Origin of the sequence: Winogradskyella pacifica (genome assembly GCF_003386275.1) — a bacterium.
GTDB lineage: Bacteria > Bacteroidota > Bacteroidia > Flavobacteriales > Flavobacteriaceae > Winogradskyella > Winogradskyella pacifica.
This window is the reverse complement of record NZ_QREI01000001.1, coordinates 643,606-662,911: the sequence shown is the minus strand read 5'-3', so window position 1 is coordinate 662,911 and position 19,306 is coordinate 643,606. Positions and strand designations below refer to the sequence as shown.

Below are 19,306 nucleotides of genomic sequence, written 5' to 3'. Positions count from 1 at the left end.
TAAAAACTAGATTTTAATCTGTCGATTAATCTGTTCTTGTAAAGAAATAAACGTTTCTGTTCGAGAAACCCCTTTTATGCTTTGTATTTCAGAATTAAGAACATGCATTAAATGCTCATTGTCTTTAGAAAGAATCTTAATGAAAATAGACCAGTTTCCTGTGGTATAATGGCATTCAATCACCTCTGGTATTTTTTGCAATTGCTTTACGGCTTCAGGATTACTAATGGCTTTATCGAGATAAACTCCAACAAAAGCCATGGTGGTATACCCTAAAACTTTCGGATTAATTATAAATTTTGATCCAGCGATAAGTCCCGATTTTTCAAGCTTTTTTAAACGTTGATGTATCGCAGCACCAGAAATACCGACATTACGAGCAATCTCAAGAATAGGTGTTCTGGCATCTTCCATTAAGGCACGCAGTATTTTTTTATCAATACCATCGATGTAAACACCGTTATCGTTAATTTTCATTGGATGTCTTGTTTATAAATTGAAAGTTAAAAATAACGAATCAAATTCAACATAGTTGCCATGATATTTAGTTAATCTTCATATTCTAATTCGGTAAAAGAACCGATTAAAACAGTACTATAGGCATTGTCTGTAGTCGTTGCAGAAATGTTGAAAGTTCCGGATATAATTTTAATTCCTGTTTCTGTTGGATGTGTTCTGTTTTCAGTAATCGTAACATTTCCTGAAGCAGAGAAATAGCTAAGTTGAGGATTAGATTGCCTTATGAGACTATACGTTACAAAGTTATCCGAATCCATATTCCCCATTTGTTTTACTGTACCAGAGCTAAAGCCACCTGTGCTATTTAGAAACAGCGTTACTTGATTTCCGCTAGTATCTGCAATATCAATAGTCATGGTATTGCCATTAGTTCCTGAGGAAACTAGGTACGTGCCATCTGTAAAATTATAATCGTCAAAAGTGCCTCCGTTTATCGTGGCAACCATTCCTGGGTTGTCATTCAGCGGAGGCGAGCTGTCGTTATCATCATCGCTACAAGATGCAATGCAAAGTACTAAAACTAAAATTTTGAGTAAGTGTAGGATTTTCATGTCTTTTAAATTTAGGTAGTTATTTGGTTTTTGGCTAATAATAGCGTCAATATACAATTTTTTAAATAACGTAATTGGCTAAATGACATAAGAAAAAAACATAATTACATTAAATATTTAGCGGATTATAACCTAAATACGGTACTTCATATTCTTTAAAGGCAATATCGTAAGATTCTAATTCTTTTAGAATTGGAGCGTAAACTTCTTTAGTTATTGGAATTTGAACTCCAGGTGTTTTAATTTTACCATTCAATATGGCCAACGTCGCGATGGCTACTGGTAAACCTACCGTTTTAGCCATTGCGGTGTAGGTTTGGTCTTTTCCGAGGGTCACCATTGTAGAATCAATTTGATATTTTTTACCATCGAGTTCATAACCAAATTTATGATACATTACAATCATATCTTTGTCGTTTTCGCTTAAAGTCCAGCTATCCATTAAGATTTTCTGAAGTATTTGAGCAGGTGTGCCTTTGTCTAGTTCTACCATTTTTTTAGGATTAAAAATGTCGAGCTCTAAGAACTTTTCCCAAACAATATCATCTTGGTCAATTTTTAAGGCATGTCTAAATTTAAGCTCCACGGAATCCGTTGGACTGTATGGTAAAAAAGAATTTACAAAATCACGGTAGCTCATATTAGCGCTATCATCAATAGTATAGCTATCATCTGTCATTCCTAATTGTACAAAGACGTTCCATGCTCTACTAAAACCAACGCGTCGCATGGTACCTCTATATAATGTTTTGATATGGTCTAATCCATAAACTTGTTGATATTTTAGAGAATCTCGGTTAGCATAACCTTCAAAACGGCCGTAACCTTCAACATCTAAAAATTCGGTGCGTCTAAACAAACGATTATAGGGTATGTATTTGAATTGGTTTTCTTGCAGGAATTTTGCAGCGCCACCTTGTCCTGCCACAACTACGTTTCTTGGGTTCCATGTAAATTTATAATTCCAAAGATTGTCGTCGCTTTCAGGGGCTACTAAACCACCTGTAAACGATTCAAATAAAATCAATTTTCCGCCTTTGTCTCTAATACGATCAATAACATGCATGGCGCTCATATGGTCAACGCCGGGGTCTACACCAATTTCATTCATAAAGATGAGGTTGTTGGCCTTGGCATCTTCGTCTAAGGCTTGCATTTCTGGACTTACATAAGACGCTGTAACCATGTTCTTTTTGTACGTAATACAATCTTTCGCAACTTCTATATGAAAACGCGCAGGAAGCATTGAGATTACTATATCTGCTTTCTTAACAGCAGCAACTCTAGATTCTGCATTAAAGACATCTAAGTGAATAACGTCTGTGTTGGGATGATCACCAACAAGCTTTTTAGCATTCTCTACATTGAGATCTCCAATGGTAATATGAAGTTTTTCAGATTGAGAATTATCGAGTAAATATTTTATAAGATAAGAACAAGATTTTCCTGCTCCGATGATTAATATGTTTCGCATAATGAGTTTATATAACTAATTTTGTATTGAATTTATGTAAGTATTTTGAGTTTTAGCGAAAATAGAAGATTTTGTGCCGTGTTGAAGTCCTTTTTTACTTGCATAGCATCGTTAAGGAAATAAAAAATGACAAAAACATGGTGCAAAAAATCAATTTTTTAGCGAATTGAAAATGCTTATATAAATTCTTCGTACGAATGTAACAAATACAAGAGGCATAATAAACCGAATTCACATTTTTAATTATGAACAAGAGATTATTAGTTACCGGATCTATTTTAGGAATATTAGGTATAATTTTGGGTGCTTTTGCTGCACATGGACTAGAAAAACTGGTGGATTCTAACGCCATTAAAACTTTTGAAACAGGTGTGCGTTATCAGATATATCATGCTTTTTTTCTCCTAATTGTAGGTGGTACATCGTTTGTGAGTTTGAAAATAAAAAAGACAGTATTTTATTTCGTTTTATTAGGTGTTGTTTTCTTTTCTGGCTCTATATATGGGCTAGCGACAAATTCACTTTCTGGCTTCGATTTTAAATCGATTGCTCTTATGACTCCTGTTGGTGGCCTATTACTTATAATAGCTTGGGTAATACTGTTAATAGGCATTGTAAAAAATAAGGTGGATTAATATAAATCAAAGACGTTGTTTCAAAATAAAATTATAATTTTGCAGCACTAAACAACACAAATATTATGGCAAATCATTCCCAATCAACGAAAACGATTTCGTTGGATCAATATGGAATTAAAAATGCAAAAGTAAATTATCAATTATCTTCAGATGAATTGCATGCTGAAACAATTTCTAAAGGCCAAGGAGTAGAATCGTCTTCAGGTGCTTTAGCAGTTAATACAGGTGAATTTACGGGTCGTTCTCCAATGGATAGATTTATTGTGAAAGATGATATCACTAAAGACAAAGTTTGGTGGGGAAACATCAACATTGCTTTTGATAGTGACAAATTTCAGAAGCTTTATGATAAAGTCGTTGATTATTTATCTGAAAAAGAAATTTATGTACGCGATAGTTACGCTTGCGCAGATGAGGATTACAAATTAAATATTAGAGTTATTAATGAGTATCCTTGGAGCAACATGTTTGCGTATAATATGTTTTTACGTCCGACGGAAGCTGAATTAGAAAACTTCTCACCAGAATGGACTGTGGTTAATGCACCAGGTTTTATGGCTGATCCTGAAGTTGATGGTACACGTCAACATAACTTTGCGATTTTAGATTTTACACGTAAGATTGCTTTAATCGGAGGAACCGGTTATACAGGCGAAATTAAAAAAGGCATCTTCTCGGCATTAAATTTCATTCTTCCAGTATTTAAAGATACGTTACCAATGCATTGTAGTGCTAATGTTGGTAAAGATGGTGATACATCTATTTTCTTCGGATTATCTGGAACGGGGAAAACAACACTGTCTACCGATCCTAATCGTAGTTTAATTGGAGATGATGAACATGGCTGGACAAAAGAAAATACTGTGTTTAATTTTGAAGGTGGTTGTTACGCTAAAGTAATCAACCTATCTCAAGAACAAGAGCCTGAGATTTTTGCTGCGATTAAAAAAGGAGCCATATTAGAAAATGTAATTATGGATGATAAAGGCAATGTCGATTTTGCTGATACATCTATAACTCAAAATACTAGGGTAAGTTACCCAATTTATCATATAGATAATATTAGAAAACCTTCTGTAGGTGAAAACCCTAAGAATATATTTTTCTTAACGGCAGATGCTTTTGGTGTATTACCTCCGATATCTAAACTGACTCCAAGTCAGGCTGCATACCACTTTATTTCTGGTTATACGGCAAAAGTTGCTGGTACAGAAGCAGGTGTTGTAGAACCAGTACCAAGTTTTTCTGCTTGTTTTGGTGCCCCTTTTATGCCGTTACACCCAACAGAATATGCTGATATGTTGAGCAAAAAAATGTTGGAAGCAGGTGTGAATGTTTGGCTGATTAATACAGGTTGGACAGGTGGTCCTTACGGAGTAGGAACACGTATGAAATTAAAATACACACGTGCTATGATTAACGCAGCATTAAATGGTGATTTAGGTGATTACACGTATGAAGATTATCATATCCATTCTGTATTTGGAGTGGCGCAACCAAGAAGTTGTCCTGGAGTACCAACAGAAGTGTTGAGCCCAAGAACAACTTGGAATGATGATAAAGCTTATTATACTATGGCATTTAAATTATCTAATGCGTTTAGAGAGAACTTTAAGAAGTTTGAGTCTTATGCTTCAGAAGAAGTGAGACGTGGTGGTCCACAACGTTATGCATTCTAGATCATAACTTATATAAACTAAAAAAGCGATTCTAAAATTTAGAATCGCTTTTTTTATATCTAATAGTTTTAATACTATTTACCTTTATTTACGGAATCAATATATTTCTGTAAAGCCATTGTCATTGAAGGAGTTTCTGGAGTTGGTGCAGCGATATCTACACGCATTCCTTTTTCTTCAACTGCTTTAACGGTTGTATTTCCAAATACAGCGATACGTGTATTTTTCTGTTCAAAATTAGGGAAATTATGAAACAATGATTCAATACCAGAAGGGCTAAAGAATACTAAGATATCATAATACACATCCGCTAAATCAGATAAATCACTAATTACTGTTTTGTAGAAAGTAGCTTGTTTCCAATTAACACCTAGTTCATTTAATAACTCTGCTATAATAGGCTTAACTTTATCTGTTGTTGGTAATAAAAACGCTTCGTCTTTATATTTTTTAATCAAAGGCATTAAATCTTCAAACGTACGCTTCCCAACGTAAATTTTACGCTTTCTATAAACCACATATTTCTGTAGATAATAGGCAACAGCTTCAGACTGGCAGAAATACTTCATAGAATCTGGCACTTTAAAGCGCATTTCATCTGCAACTCTAAAGAAATGATCTACTGAATTTCTACTTGTAAGTATAATGGCTGTGTACTTTGTAAGATCTACTTTTTGTTGTCTCACATCCTTAGAGGAAACACCTTCAACATGAATAAAGGGTCTAAAGTCCACTTTTACTTTTTGCTTTTCTTGCAAATCAAAGTATGGGGAATTTTCTATTTTAGGCTCTGGTTGTGATACTAAAATTGTTTTCACTTTCATACGTAAACGGGGTGTTTTAAACGTTATATTCTCTAATTACCTTAAATAAAAGTATATAAGGGCTAATTTCGAGAGCGCAAAGATACAATAAAAAATAGAAAAAATTTGGATTTATTGATTTTTGATGGGTTTTGAATGAAGATAAAAATCCAATCACATTTATAAGGCAAACAATAGAGATTGCTGATATTATGATAATAGTCATGCGTATGTCGGTGTACAGTAAAAATAAATTTGCCATAAAAAAAACGAGACCAGAAAAATTCTTGAAAGTTGTTTTTTGAAATAAGTAATCATCTATTAAACTATCAATTTCAAAAAGGCTCCCAATAAGACGTTCCAAAAGTGTTTTTATAATAATAACAGTAGAGACCGCAAATGTTAGTTTTAAGAACGACATCAGCTCAAAATCAACGGGTGTTACAAACGTATTATAAGCAAAATAGATGAAAATACTTAGGGATAGCGAAAGGTTAATAAACAGAAAGCTATCAAATTGATCTATAAATTTTTGATCCTTAGTATAAATCTTAAGGTATTTAGAATTACCGATGACAGACAAGAAATCATTGAAGCGAAGTGTATTTAAATATTTAGCAACCACGATGGTAAACAATCCTATGATTGTAAAAATGGTAAACCACTCGTGTGTTATATAATTTCGCATGCCGCTAAATTATAAAAAAATGAGCTTACAATTAGAAGTACGATTCATAACTATCAAAAAAGTTAATTACAGTATATAATCCATTAAAAACTTTATTTTTGTTGAAATTCTAAGAAGTCGCTCCAAGGAGTGTTTAAAAGTGAGTTAATGTCTGACGCAATTGTCATAATCCCGACCTATAATGAGATTGAAAATGTAGAATCAATCATTAGAGCTGTGTTTTCACAGCCAAGGGAATTCCATGTACTTATTGTTGATGATAACTCACCAGATAAAACAGCAGATACCGTTAAACGTTTGCAACAAGAATTTAAGAATCAATTATTTTTGTTAGAACGCAAGGAAAAAAGTGGTTTAGGAACTGCTTATATTGCAGGATTTGAATGGGCTTTAGAAAAATCGTATCAATATGTTTTTGAAATGGATGCTGATTTTTCACACAATCCAGATGATCTTTCTAGATTGTATAATGCTTGTGTTGCTGGCGCAGATGTTGCTGTTGGGTCGAGATATGTAAAAGGTATTACGGTTGTTAATTGGCCAATGTCTCGTATTTTGTTATCTTATGGAGCATCACGTTATGTAAGATTGATAACACGAATGAAAGTTAAGGATTCTACAGCAGGGTTTATTTGTTATAAAAGAACTGTTTTAGAAACCATAAATCTTAAGAAAATAGAATTTGTAGGCTATGCGTTTCAAATTGAAATGAAATTCAAAGCCCATAAAAAAGGTTTTAAAATTGTAGAAATACCAGTTATTTTTAAAGATAGAACCAAAGGAAAATCAAAAATGAGCGGAGGTATTATTACCGAAGCTATATTTGGAGTAGTTAGTTTAAAATTAAAAAGCTTATTTGCTAAGTAAAAATACATGACGCGAAATACCCTCATAAAAAACGCAAGAATTGTCAACGAAGGAAAAATTGTTGAAGGAGACATTCTTATTGAAGATAATATTATAAAAGAGATTGACACGTCTATAAGTGTAAAGTCTGCTGATATATTGGTTATTGATGTAGAAGGGAATTATGTTTTCCCAGGAATGATAGATGACCAAGTGCATTTTAGAGAGCCAGGACTAACGCATAAAGGAGATATAGAATCGGAATCTAGAGCAGCAATTGCTGGTGGAATTACATCTTTTATTGAGATGCCAAACACCAATCCACAAACCACAACCGTAGAAAAATTAGAAGAAAAATTTGCCATTGCAGCAAACTCATCTTATGCTAATTATTCGTTTATGTTTGGTGGTACCAATGATAACTTGGAAGAAATCTTAAAAGTTGACCCCAAAACGGTTGCAGGTCTAAAACTATTTTTAGGCTCTTCTACAGGTAATATGCTCGTGGACGATCCTAAAGTGATTGAAAAAATATTTTCGAGTACCGATATGGTGATATCTGTGCATTGTGAAGATGAAGCGACTATAAAAGCCAACTTAGCAAAATATAAGGAGGAATATGGTGATGATATTCCTATGGAAATGCATCCTAAAATCCGAAGTGAAGAGGCGTGTTACCTGTCATCTTCAAAAGCGATCGAATTAGCTAAGAAAACAGGGGCAAGGTTACATGTGTTCCATCTTTCTACAGGAAAAGAGACCAGTTTATTCTCTAATAAAATTCCATTAAAAGATAAAAAGATTACAGCTGAGGTCTGTGTACATCACTTGATGTTTTCAGAAGAAGATTATGCTAAAAAAGGAAGTCATATTAAATGGAATCCTGCAGTGAAAACAACGAAAGATAGAGATCAACTTTGGAAAGCCTTATTAGATGACAAAATAGATGTTATTGCTACAGATCATGCTCCACATACTTTAGAAGAGAAAAATAATAAGTATACAAGTGCACCTTCAGGAGGACCATTAGTACAACATGCGTTAATGGCTTTGATGGAAGCACATCATCAAGGAAAAATTTCCGTAGAAAAAATTGTAGAGAAAGCCTGTCATAATCCGGCTATACTGTTTAATGTTGAAAAACGTGGATATATAAAGGAAGGCTATTTTGCAGATTTAGTAATTGTAGATCCTCAAAGTCCTTGGACGGTTAATAAGAGTAATATTCTTTATAAATGTGGTTGGTCTCCGTTTGAAGGCAACACCTTTAAAAGCAGAATCACACATACGTTTGTAAACGGTCAATTAGTCTATAACAATTTCAATGTTTTAGACGTTAAAGCAGGACAACGACTAACTTTTGATAGATAAGATGTTAAAGCGAATCAGTATTATATTGGTATTAGGTATTTTAATTTTGGCCTGCGATGGTATTAATAAACCAAAAAAACCAGATAATTTGATATCAGAAGCACAAATGACGGATCTGCTTTACGACTTATATGTTGTTAATGCAGCAAAAGGAGTTAATAGGTCTACTTTAGAAAAAAATGATTTTGATCCGGAATTTTACATTTTAAAAAAACACAATATAGATAGCACTCGGTTTGCAGAAAGTAACACCTATTATACTTTTGAAACCGAAACGTATAAAGCGATTGTTGATGAGGTAAAAGAACGACTAAAATCTGAAAAGCAACATTTTGAAGACATAAGAGAAATAGAGGTCGATTCTATAAAGCAAGTTAGAGATTCAATTGCTAAGGTAAAAAAAACAACTAAAGATTCTATTCGGAAAACTTTTGATAAGACTGCTTTAAAAAAAATGAAGCCTAATAATCCTTAAGAAATAATTTACTGACTTCTTCTATACTTTTATCTATAGGTTTAAATTCAAAATTTAAGCTATTTATTATTTTAGAAGCATCATAATTTGTAACACTTATCGCAGATTTTGCCGTTTGTTTAGATAAGCTTCTACGTTTTCCTGTAAGCAAATGCTTTAGCCAATCTAATCTCCACGCAATTCCTAATAACCAAGATTTTGCTTGTTTTGTTGGAGGCTTAACTTCTAAACTTTTTGCAGTTTTAGTAAAAAAGGTTTCAAAGCTTAGATTTTCAGCAACTAAAATAAAACCTTCGTTTTTAATATTGCTATGCATTAGTTGTTCCATAGCACTAACGACATCCCAAACATCTATATAACCAGTGATTCCTGTTGTATAATAAGTGATACCTTTATGTAGGCGCTTAAAGAAGTTGCCGCTACTGCCACCATTCCAATAACCAGCTCCTAAAATAATTCCAGGGTTTACAATCACAGCATCTAAACCTTCTTGCGTGCCGCGCCAAACTTCAAGCTCTGCTCCGTATTTGGTAATCGCATAGACACTATTGTCTTCTTCTGGGTTCCAATCGGTTTGCTCATCTATTAATTTTTCAGGATTGCTATGATGCCCAATTGCTGCAATAGTACTCACGTAACATAATTTTTTAATCTGATGACTAATCGATAGATTAACAATGTTCGCTGTGCCTTTAATATTAATTTTTCTTAAATCGTTATATCTATTCGGTTCAAAAGATACAAAGGCAGCACAATGATAAACATGTGTAATATCTTTAAAAGCAGCTTCAAGTTTAGGAATGTCATTAATATCTGCTTCAACCCATTCAATTTTATTAAAAAGTGTTTCAGCATTATCAGAAAAGTAGGAGAATACGTTTTTTACACGTGCTAATGTTTTTTCTCGTCTATAGATAGCACGTATCGGCTCATCGCTTTTTAAAAGTTGAAAAAGCAGATGAGAACCAACTAAACCTGTACCTCCTGTAACTAAAATCATTGTGTAAAGTTACGTTTTTTAAGCCTTATTCTTAATGTGAATTTTCAATTTATAAGTTGTAGGTCTAATACGTATCTGCTTAAGCAAATTGAGTTAAAATTGTCTTTTGTCTTTAACAGTGGAAACTTATCTTTGCGCAAATCAATTTGAAACTAAAAAGCAATGGCAAATAAGTTTGTAGAAGAATTACGTTGGAGAGGAATGGTACACGATATCATGCCAGGTACAGAAGAACAATTAGACAATGAGATGACTACTGCCTATATTGGTTTTGATCCTACATCAGATTCATTACACATTGGTAGCTTAGTACCGATAATATTATTAGTTCATTTAGAAAAAGCAGGTCATAAGCCCGTTGCTTTAGTAGGTGGTGCTACTGGTATGATTGGAGATCCTTCAGGGAAAAGTGATGAACGTAATCTTTTAGATGAAGTCGCGTTAGCTCATAATGTAGCAGGAATAAAAAGTGTATTATCTCGTTTTTTAGATTTTAATTCAACAGAAAAAAATGCTCCAGTGTTAGTGAATAACTACGATTGGATGAAGGATTTTAGCTTTATCGATTTCGCCAGAGATGTTGGTAAACGTATTACCGTAAATTATATGATGGCTAAGGATTCTGTGAAAAAGCGTTTTTCTGGTGAAGAAGGAAGTATTGGGATGTCTTTTACCGAATTTACATACCAATTGATTCAAGGTTACGATTTTCATCATTTGTATAAAACCATGGGGTGTAAATTGCAAATGGGAGGTAGTGACCAATGGGGAAATATTACAACAGGAACAGAATTGGTTAGACGTATGCACAATGGTGAAGACCAGGCAAAAGCGTATGCTATGACCTGTCCTTTAATTACAAAAGCCGATGGTTCTAAATTTGGAAAGTCTGAAGGAGGAAATGTTTGGTTAGATACGGATAAAACTTCGGTTTATAAATTTTACCAATTTTGGTTAAATTCTACCGATGAGGATGCTGAGAAATACATTAAAATTTTTACATTTTTAGATAAAGAAACGATTGAAGCTTTAATTGCAGCGCATAAAGAAACTCCACATTTAAGATTATTACAAAAACGTTTGGCTGAAGAAGTCACCGTATTTGTACATAGTAAGGATGATTACGATAATGCGGTAAAAGCGTCAGAAATATTATTTAGTAAAGATTTTAAAAACGAGATTAAACAATTGTCAGAATCTTTGTTTTTAGATGTTTTTGAAGGTGTAAAACATGCTAAAATTTCGCAAGTAGAATTTAGTGAAGGGTTAGATATGATTGGTGCTTTAGCAGCAAAAACAGATTTCTTAAGTTCTAATGGCGATGCAAGGCGTGCTCTAAAGGAAAATGCGGTAGCTGTGAATAAGGAAAAGGTGAAAGAGGATTATTTATTGTCATCAGAAGATTTAATTCATGATAAATATATCATTCTAAGCAGAGGTAAGAAAACAAACTTTATTCTAGAGGTGGTTTAAGACCTACTATTTAAATTATATGAAGACCTGTTGAATTCTAAAATTTGACAGGTCTTTTTTTATGCATAAAAAAAGTGCTCAAAATTTATTTTGAGCACTTCTAACCAATCAATCAATCAACTATTGAAAACTTTTCTTTTTCATAGCGTCTGAGTAGTCGTTGCTTAATTTATGTCCTTACACTTATTTGTAAAATTTTTTTAAATATAGTTGAAGAGCACTAAAATCTATAGGTATGCTATTGCTTTTGGGGCATTGGATAAAAGTTATAAAGCCATTAAATTACAACCTCTAATATCTGAATTATCGAATCTTCCGATGATTTCAAAATGACCATTCTCATCAACTTTACCTAAATCTTGAGTCGCAATAAATGAGCACGAATTTATATTTGCTAAATCAATTACATTAATACCTCCCGTTTTGTTGGGGTGTTGAATGGTAAGTGCATCTTCAGTATCGCGTGTTACTATTTTCATCCAGGGTGGACACTCAAAAACACCATGGCCTTTAGAATAGGCTTGGCTTAATAGTTCGGTCATCCCATATTCACTGTGAATTTGAGGAACTCCAAAACCAGATTGTAGAATTTGGTGCAGCTCTTGTCTAATAATTTCTTTTCGTCTGCCTTTCATACCTCCTGTTTCCATAATTGTGGTATGCTTTAAATTGAGTTGATAGGCCTCAACCAAATCTAATAATGCAAAAGAAACTCCAATGAGTAATGTTTTTTGTTGTTTAGCTTCTAGTGATTTTAAAGTATGCGCTAATTCTTCAATATTATTAAGATAAAACCCACTTTCGGTTTGGTTCGATTTTTCAATTAAATCATTCACCATATAAATTAAAGAAGAACCATCGCGTTCTAAATAAGAAGGCAATAAAGCTAAAACGACATAGTCTTCAATATTTCCATAAAAGTGTTTAAAAGCTTTTAAGTAGCTCTCTTCATAGAGATTTAAGTCTGTAACTAAATGTTTGCTCGTAATACTTCCGGTAGTGCCAGAGCTGCTAAATGTTTTTTGAATAGGTAAAGACGAACTTAAAACATCACGAGATTTAAAAAACTGAATCGGCAAAAACGGAATTTCTGAAACTCGTTTTATGTCTGATGGATGCTTGTATAGTAAATCGCAAAAGGAACGATAGACTTTATTATTTTTAAACTGGAATTTAAAAATGTCTAAAGCTAATACTTCAAATTCAGCATCAGATTTTATATTAAAAATGGCGTCTTTAGATATCATGCTGCAAAAATATGGAAAATAAAAAAGCGTCCCGATAATTTTCGAGACGCTTTTAATAGGTATTAAAATTTATACTTACTTAATCACTAATTTCTTAGTAGTAGAAGCATTATTTTGAGTGATTTTTACAATGTAAACACCAGACTTTAAGTTCGCAACATTTAACGTGTTGTTAGTTAATGTTTGGTTTTTAACTTGCTTACCTAAGATATCAAATACTTGAACGTTTATCGCTTCGTTAGATGTAGAAGAAATTGAAACAGAACCTGTATTTGTTGGGTTAGGATATAAGCTAAATGTATTAGCGTTAAAATTAGTAACGCTTAATGGTGCTGCGATATCACTAGCATATCTAGGCATAATTTGGTTATCTGAATTGAATTGAGCACCTAAACCTGTAATGCTTGCAGCTGTTGTAGGGATTGCAGTACCAATTAAATCTTCGTCACCAAATGAAACTCTACAAACGGTTACATCTGCTCCATCGGCTACGTCGTAACTTGTGTTATCAGCAAATACTCCTGCGTCTGCAAAAGTTACACTATTTAACGTAATTAATCTACTTTGGTAAGTGTCTCCGCTATTAATAAGGTCAGAAGCAGAAAGAACAATTGGAGTTAACGTATTTCCTGTAGAAGAAGTACCTGCTATATCTTGAGTTGGAATAAATTGAAGCGTTCCAGAAAATTCAGTAAGCTGACCTTTTAAACCAGTAATACCATCACCAATATTTAAAGCAGTTGCTAACATACCTGCTGTATCATCAATAAGGATTCCAGCACCACCATCTTGGATGTATTTTTGGTTTCTAGTATTTTCAGTAACAATGTAAGATATAATAGCTTCACCTGTTAATTCATAAGTTCCACCAAGAGTACCAGCTCTTAATTCAGTAATGTTAGCGACTTGGTTTATAGATGATACGCTAAAAGTAATCATGTCAGTATCTAAAGTTGTACCACCACCATCAATTAAATCAGCTGTTACAGTATAAGTTTGACCATTCGTCGTTGCAACTGCAAAAGGGCTTGTTGCGTTTACATTAGGAGTTCCATTAACAGTTAATGTAACACTTTCTCCACCGGCTAAATTAGCAGTGATAAATTCTACATCTACAGATGTCATACCTGGAGCAAATGCAGTATTATCACTTGGGCTTGTAATCGATATACTTGGAGGTGCTGTTCCTGCAAATGCCGTCCAAACAACATCATCAACAGCAACTTGACCAGCACCATTTTCTGCATTGATAAATTTTATTACGACATCGCCTGGTGTATTTACTGTAATAGTTCCAGATGCTTTTATAACATCTTGCTCTGCATTACTTGTTACATTACCAACTACAACATCATTAACCAATACGTTTAAATTAACAGCAGTTCCAAAAGCCTGCATGTAATTAAAACTAATAGTACCAACTCCTCCAGAAATTAATCCTGAACTAAACTCAGCTTGAGGTGATCTGTTTCTTCCAATCATTATAGATTGTCCAGTAATTTCATAATCTGCTCTACATTGTGTATAAGTCCAAGTAGAACCATCTTGACCTGTAAAAGTCCCATCAACGTAGCTATTTCCCTCTACAGAAAAGCCATCAAATGTTTCAGTGCCTTGGGCAAAAGAAAAAGTTGAGATTAATGTAAATAATAAAAAGTAAATTTTTTTCATAATTTTAATTGTATAAAAGTTAGACAACAAATATAATAACAAATAGTGAGTTTTAAGAATCAGAGTCGTTAATAGTTGTCATTTTACAATATGTTAACATGGTAAATGTCAGGTGCTTCTTAGTTTCAAGAATTTACAATTTCAATGTTAGGGAATTGTTATCAATTCACTATTTGTAGATGGTTAACAGGGATATAATTTATATTTACAATTATTTAAAACCTTATTCAATTGAAAAAGAAAGACATTAAGATCTTATTGGTAGATGATGACCTAGATATTTTAGAAATAGTAGGTTTTAATTTGACGGCAGAAGGCTATCAAGTTATTAAAGGTGAAAATGGTGAGGAAGCTGTTAAACTAGCAAAAAAACACCAACCACATTTAATTATAATTGATGTGATGATGCCAAAAATGGATGGTATTGAAGCTTGCGAACGTATTAGAGAGGAGCCTAGTCTAAGCGAAACTATTATTACGTTTTTAACGGCAAGGGGTGAAGATTATTCTCAAGTAGCCGGTTTTGAAGCTGGTGCTGATGATTATATCGCAAAACCGATAAAACCAAAAGTCTTAATAAGTAAAGTGAAAGCTTTACTGAGACGACTAAAACACTCTGAAAGTAGTGCTGAAACGGTGATTCAAATCGGTGATTTAGTTATTTATAAAGAGGAATATAAAATTACCGTTAACGGGAAAGAAACGGCATTACCGAGAAAAGAGTTCGAATTGTTATCTTTGTTAGCAACCAAACCAGGTAAGGTATTTAAACGAGACGAAATTCTAGATAAAGTCTGGGGAAATGAAGTCGTAGTCGGCGGAAGAACCATCGATGTGCATATTCGGAAACTTCGTGAAAAAATAGGAGATAAGTCCTTTAAAACCGTTAAAGGTGTTGGTTACAAGTTTGTAGACTAATGCAGCAAAAAAACCTTAAAAAATCATATAAATTTGCCTTGCGAACAGCACTTTATGTGACGTTGTTTACAACGTTTCTTGTGGGTGTTTTTTTGAATTATTATCATATTATCAATTGGCATTTTGTTTTCTATCCTTTAGTCTGTTTTCCGTTTTGTTTTTTTATTATTCAATATAGAGTTGAACGTTTTATATACAGACGCGTTAAAAAAATCTATGATGATTTAACACTTTTAGAATCGACAAGTTTAAGGCAGCAACCCATAACTACTGATATGGGGACGTTAACCAAAGAAATTGATAAATACGCTAAGAATAAAAAATTTGAAATCGAAACGCTTAAAATTAGAGAAGAATATCGAAAAGAATTTATTGGCAATGTTTCACACGAATTAAAAACACCACTATTTACTGTTCAAAGCTATTTGCTTACGTTGTTAGAAGGTGGGGTAGAAGACGAAAAGATTAGAAAAAAATATTTAGCTAGAGCGGCTAAAGGAGTCGAACGCCTAACGTATATTATTAAAGATTTAGACATGATTACCAAACTAGAAGTTGGTGTTCTTAGTTTAGAGAAAGAAAATTTTGATATTGTTAAATTGGTACAAAATGTATTTGATCTGTTTGAAATGAAAGCAGCTAAAAAACAAATTACATTAACCTTTGATATCGATTATTTAGACCCCATTAATGTTTATGCTGATAAAGAACGTATTCAACAAGTTTTAACTAATCTTATTGTTAACTCTATTAAATACGGAAGAGAAAAAGGAACTACAGAAGTAAGTGTAGAAAACCTCATTAAGAATAAAGCGATTATAAGAGTTACGGATAATGGTGATGGGATTGCAAAAGCCAATCTTCAGCGATTGTTTGAGCGTTTTTACCGTGTAGATAAAAGTGGTTCTCGCAAAGAAGGGGGGTCTGGTCTTGGGCTATCAATTGTAAAGCATATTATTGAGGCTCACGAGGAAAAAATATATATTGAAAGCGAATTAGGTGTGGGTAGTGAGTTTTCATTTACTTTAGAAAAGACCAAATAACTTTTTATAATTTAGTTGGTAGTCTTCCGATTTAAAACCACTATAATTTTCAATGTTAGATAACATATTAATATCAAAATCGTCTTGCTTACAATATGGAGCAATGCCTTCAGAAGCTAATTTTTTAGCTAAATAGTCTTGTTCAAATTGCCCCGGAGTAGGTATAAAGAAGGCTTTCTTTTCTAGTTTTGCTAAGTCCATTATAGTGGTGTAGCCAGAGCGACTAAGAATAAGGTTACTTTTGTTGATGGCAATTTCAAGTTGGTTACTTGTCATAAAATTATAGATAACCACATTATCCATAACCGTTTTACGTTGTAGAGACTCTACGTTTCCTTTTATAAAGAGCACGTTTCCGTTATAGTGTTTTAGGTCGCTTAATAACTTTTCTTCTAAGTAGGTGCGCTGAGGTTCTGGCCCAGAGAGCAAAACAAGAAGATCATATTCTATTTCTAAATCTTGTTTTTTAAATCGGGTTAACGGTCCTAAATATTTTACCGATGCTATAAAGTTAGGAACATGGCCTAAGTCTCCACTCAAATTAGTGGTGCCCATATGATCAGGAACCCAACATTCATTAAACTTAGAAATTATGTTTTGATGCAATTTACTGCTTAACCATGTTGTGTTGCCACTCAATACGCGTAATTGATGTGTTATGAATACAGATGGGATAGCATTGTGCCTAACACCAAATCTATTATCTGAAATAATACCACTAATCGCTTCCGTTTCAACTAAACTTTCTACAACCTTCTTTTCGCGTTTAATAGTTTTTAAAACATGAGGTGTGTCTTTCAATAACTTAATTTTAAAGCTATTTGCTTTTTTAGCATAGGTAATATTGTAAGAGGGTAACTCAAAGGAGCTTAGTTTAGGGAATTCTTTTTTTAATAATTCTAAAGCGATGCCGTCACTAGCAATAATAGGTTCAAAGTTATGCGCTAATAATTCATTTATAATAGGAATACATCTTGTAGAATGTCCTAATCCCCAATTTAATGGTGCAACTAAAATCCTTTTTTTTGTATTCAACTTTTATTAGTGTTTCTTAATTTTAGATTGTATTAAACAAAGGTAAACCTAAAATGTTTGCTTAATTTTACCGAATTATTAATAAATCAATATGTAGTGGGAAGTAAAAATAAACTTAAACGCTTTAGAGAAAACGAAACCTTTCATAATGTATATCAGCCAACACGAGAAGAATTGGTCGATGCTACATACAAATTAAAAGGAAAATGGAAATCGGAAGTTTTTAAAAACGATAACCCTTTAGTTCTAGAGTTAGGCTGTGGTAAAGGAGAATATACCGTTGGTTTGGCAAAACGCTACCCTAACAAAAATTTTATTGGTATAGATATTAAAGGAGCACGATTCTGGAGAGGAGCAAAAACAGCGATTGAAGATGATATTCCCAATGCGGCGTTTATTAGAACACAAATTGAACTCATAGCATTTATTTTTGAAGAAAATGAAGTTGATGAAATCTGGATTACATTTCCAGATCCACAAATAAAATACCAGCGAACAAAACATAGAATGACTAATTTACAGTTTTTAGAACGCTATAAAAAAGTATTAAAACCAGGAGGATTAATGCATCTAAAAACGGATAGTGAATTTATGCATGGCTATACCTTAGGTTTATTGCATGGTTCGGGTTATGAGGTGTTATATGCCAACCATAATGTTTATAAATTAGAAGGCAGTCCTCAGGATGTAACTGAAATTCAGACGTTTTACGAAAGTCAGTATTTAGAGAAAGATAAAGCAATTACGTATATTAGATTTAAAATCAACTAAAACTTGAGTATTACCGTCATTTTTTTTCTTGGCCTTTTTGTGGCATTTGTGGGAGTTATACCTCCTGGATTGCTAAATATGACAGCGGCAAGAATTAGTTTAAAGGAAGGAGCTGCTCGTGGTATCATGTTTTCTACAGGGGTTTGTATTGTCGTATATATTCAAACTTATGTGGCTGCTATCTTTGCGAGATATTTGTCTAGTCACCCAGATATTGTAGCAATTTTAAAACGTGTTGCTTTTGTGATCTTTGTTCTCATTACTGTTTATTTTTTGATGTTAGCATCTAAGCAGAAAGAACAGAAGCAAGAAACTGAAATTAAAAGTAAGCATGGTAGATTGTTACATGGTATGTTGCTGTCTGCGCTGAATATATTTCCCATCCCGTTTCAGGCATATATGACCATTACTTTGGTGTCTTTTGGTTGGATGAATTTCGAAAAATTAAGCATTGTCACTTACGTAACTGGTGCTGCAACAGGTACTTTTGTAATGCTTTATTTCTATATTTTCTTTTTTGATAAGATTAAAGATCGAAAATTCACTTCTCAAAAAAGCATGAATCTGAGTATTGGTATAATTACCGGACTTGTTGCTTTAGTTACATTTATTACCATTCTAAAAGAACTGTAATGAAACCTGAAACGCTTAGTTTTTTCGAAAAAGTATATGAAGTCGCTAAGCAAATTCCTTACGGAAGAGTAACCAGTTACGGAGCCATTGCAAAATATTTAGGAGCAGGAAAAAGCGCGAGAATTGTAGGTTATGCCATGAATGGTTCTCACGGAAAAGATATACCTGCACACAGAGTTGTAAATAGAAAGGGGCTTTTAACAGGAAAGCATCATTTTGAAGGTACCAATCTTATGCAGCAGCTTTTGGAAAGTGAAGGTGTTGAGGTTGTTGAAAATCAAATTCAGAACTTAGAGACTATTTATTGGGACCCTGCTAAGGAATTGTAACACTGTTATAATTATATGCTGTGAATACTAAGACGAATGCTATTATTTCCTGATTTGGTCAAAATTCACAAATAATTACAAATCTGTTTTCCTATTTATAAATCGAATTCAGGCATTAATCAATTCAATTTATCTAGTTCAA

20 protein-coding genes are annotated in these 19,306 nt (G+C 33.2%); 11 read left to right on the top strand and 9 right to left on the bottom strand.

Annotation, left to right across the window (positions count from 1 at the left end; translation table 11 throughout):
• Positions 1 to 6 precede the first annotated feature (6 nt).
• The 3 genes from DFQ09_RS02840 to DFQ09_RS02830 form a co-directional block, all read right to left on the bottom strand.
• Entirely contained in the window at positions 7 to 477 is a 471-nt protein-coding gene (locus DFQ09_RS02840; protein WP_115808067.1) for an Lrp/AsnC ligand binding domain-containing protein, read from the bottom strand.
• Positions 478 to 548: 71 nt separating this feature from the next.
• Positions 549 to 1,070, bottom strand: a complete 522-nt coding sequence (locus DFQ09_RS02835; RefSeq protein WP_147298312.1) for a hypothetical protein — start codon at positions 1,068 to 1,070, stop codon at positions 549 to 551.
• A gap of 109 nt (positions 1,071 to 1,179) precedes the next feature.
• Positions 1,180 to 2,544, bottom strand: a complete 1,365-nt coding sequence (locus tag DFQ09_RS02830) for a saccharopine dehydrogenase family protein (protein ID WP_115808065.1) — start codon at positions 2,542 to 2,544, stop codon at positions 1,180 to 1,182.
• 245 nt (positions 2,545 to 2,789) lie between these two features.
• On the opposite strand from DFQ09_RS02830, the gene DFQ09_RS02825 reads away from it, so the two are divergent.
• Positions 2,790 to 3,179, top strand: coding sequence for a DUF423 domain-containing protein (locus DFQ09_RS02825; protein ID WP_115808064.1), 390 nt, complete (start codon positions 2,790 to 2,792; stop codon positions 3,177 to 3,179).
• Between the two features lie 65 nt (positions 3,180 to 3,244).
• Positions 3,245 to 4,861 (top strand): phosphoenolpyruvate carboxykinase (ATP), encoded by a 1,617-nt coding sequence (gene pckA / locus DFQ09_RS02820; protein WP_115808063.1) that lies wholly within the window; start codon positions 3,245 to 3,247, stop codon positions 4,859 to 4,861.
• 74 nt (positions 4,862 to 4,935) lie between these two features.
• Here the strand turns inward: pckA and DFQ09_RS02815 are convergent, their stop codons facing one another.
• Both DFQ09_RS02815 and DFQ09_RS02810 read right to left on the bottom strand, forming a co-directional pair.
• Positions 4,936 to 5,685 carry a uroporphyrinogen-III synthase gene (locus DFQ09_RS02815; protein WP_115808062.1) on the bottom strand — a complete coding sequence of 250 codons (750 nt, stop codon included), beginning with the start codon at positions 5,683 to 5,685 and terminating at the stop codon, positions 4,936 to 4,938.
• Positions 5,686 to 5,701: 16 nt separating this feature from the next.
• Entirely contained in the window at positions 5,702 to 6,352 is a 651-nt protein-coding gene (locus DFQ09_RS02810; RefSeq protein ID WP_115808061.1) for a DUF4271 domain-containing protein, read from the bottom strand.
• Between the two features lie 147 nt (positions 6,353 to 6,499).
• On the opposite strand from DFQ09_RS02810, the gene DFQ09_RS02805 reads away from it, so the two are divergent.
• The 3 genes from DFQ09_RS02805 to DFQ09_RS02795 are packed head-to-tail and all read left to right on the top strand — an operon-like array spanning position 6,500 to position 9,044.
• Positions 6,500 to 7,219, top strand: coding sequence for a polyprenol monophosphomannose synthase (locus DFQ09_RS02805; protein ID WP_115808060.1), 720 nt, complete (start codon positions 6,500 to 6,502; stop codon positions 7,217 to 7,219).
• Positions 7,220 to 7,225: 6 nt separating this feature from the next.
• Positions 7,226 to 8,569: a dihydroorotase gene (locus DFQ09_RS02800; RefSeq protein WP_115808059.1), complete on the top strand. Its 1,344-nt coding sequence runs from the start codon at positions 7,226 to 7,228 to the stop codon at positions 8,567 to 8,569.
• Between the two features lies 1 nt (position 8,570).
• Entirely contained in the window at positions 8,571 to 9,044 is a 474-nt protein-coding gene (locus DFQ09_RS02795; RefSeq protein ID WP_115808058.1) for a DUF4296 domain-containing protein, read from the top strand.
• On the opposite strand, the gene DFQ09_RS02790 is transcribed toward DFQ09_RS02795, so the two are convergent.
• Positions 9,031 to 10,044 carry an NAD-dependent epimerase/dehydratase family protein gene (locus DFQ09_RS02790; protein ID WP_115808057.1) on the bottom strand — a complete coding sequence of 338 codons (1,014 nt, stop codon included), beginning with the start codon at positions 10,042 to 10,044 and terminating at the stop codon, positions 9,031 to 9,033. The genes DFQ09_RS02795 and DFQ09_RS02790 overlap by 14 nt on opposite strands.
• A gap of 162 nt (positions 10,045 to 10,206) precedes the next feature.
• Here DFQ09_RS02790 and tyrS point away from each other — a divergent pair, with 162 nt between their 5' ends.
• Positions 10,207 to 11,517, top strand: coding sequence for a tyrosine--tRNA ligase (gene tyrS / locus DFQ09_RS02785; protein WP_115808056.1), 1,311 nt, complete (start codon positions 10,207 to 10,209; stop codon positions 11,515 to 11,517).
• A 266-nt stretch (positions 11,518 to 11,783) separates the two neighbouring features.
• Here tyrS and DFQ09_RS02780 read toward each other — a convergent pair whose 3' ends face one another.
• The gene (locus DFQ09_RS02780; protein WP_115808055.1) at positions 11,784 to 12,764 is read right to left on the bottom strand and encodes a long-chain-fatty-acid--protein ligase; all 981 of its coding nucleotides are present in this window, start codon (positions 12,762 to 12,764) and stop codon (positions 11,784 to 11,786) included.
• Positions 12,765 to 12,839: 75 nt separating this feature from the next.
• A complete protein-coding gene (locus DFQ09_RS02775; protein WP_115808054.1) occupies positions 12,840 to 14,435 on the bottom strand; it encodes a T9SS type A sorting domain-containing protein in 1,596 nt (531 codons plus the stop codon).
• A gap of 231 nt (positions 14,436 to 14,666) precedes the next feature.
• On the opposite strand from DFQ09_RS02775, the gene DFQ09_RS02770 reads away from it, so the two are divergent.
• Positions 14,667 to 15,353 (top strand): response regulator transcription factor, encoded by a 687-nt coding sequence (locus tag DFQ09_RS02770; RefSeq protein WP_115808053.1) that lies wholly within the window; start codon positions 14,667 to 14,669, stop codon positions 15,351 to 15,353.
• Entirely contained in the window at positions 15,353 to 16,396 is a 1,044-nt protein-coding gene (locus DFQ09_RS02765; protein ID WP_115808052.1) for a sensor histidine kinase, read from the top strand. Before DFQ09_RS02770 ends, DFQ09_RS02765 begins: the two co-directional genes overlap by 1 nt.
• Here DFQ09_RS02765 and DFQ09_RS02760 read toward each other — a convergent pair.
• Positions 16,379 to 17,431, bottom strand: coding sequence for a glycosyltransferase (locus DFQ09_RS02760; RefSeq protein WP_115808051.1), 1,053 nt, complete (start codon positions 17,429 to 17,431; stop codon positions 16,379 to 16,381). The genes DFQ09_RS02765 and DFQ09_RS02760 overlap by 18 nt on opposite strands.
• 96 nt (positions 17,432 to 17,527) lie before the next feature.
• Here DFQ09_RS02760 and trmB point away from each other — a divergent pair, with 96 nt between their 5' ends.
• From trmB to DFQ09_RS02745, 3 genes are read left to right on the top strand one after another with little or no spacing between them, the layout of a single operon-like run.
• On the top strand, positions 17,528 to 18,202 hold the full coding sequence (gene trmB / locus DFQ09_RS02755; protein ID WP_115808407.1) for a tRNA (guanosine(46)-N7)-methyltransferase TrmB: 675 nt from the start codon (positions 17,528 to 17,530) through the stop codon (positions 18,200 to 18,202).
• Between the two features lie 3 nt (positions 18,203 to 18,205).
• On the top strand, positions 18,206 to 18,835 hold the full coding sequence (locus tag DFQ09_RS02750; protein WP_115808050.1) for a LysE family transporter: 630 nt from the start codon (positions 18,206 to 18,208) through the stop codon (positions 18,833 to 18,835).
• Positions 18,835 to 19,164, top strand: coding sequence for an MGMT family protein (locus DFQ09_RS02745; RefSeq protein ID WP_115808049.1), 330 nt, complete (start codon positions 18,835 to 18,837; stop codon positions 19,162 to 19,164). Before DFQ09_RS02750 ends, DFQ09_RS02745 begins: the two co-directional genes overlap by 1 nt.
• The last annotated feature ends 142 nt before the right edge of the window (positions 19,165 to 19,306 follow it).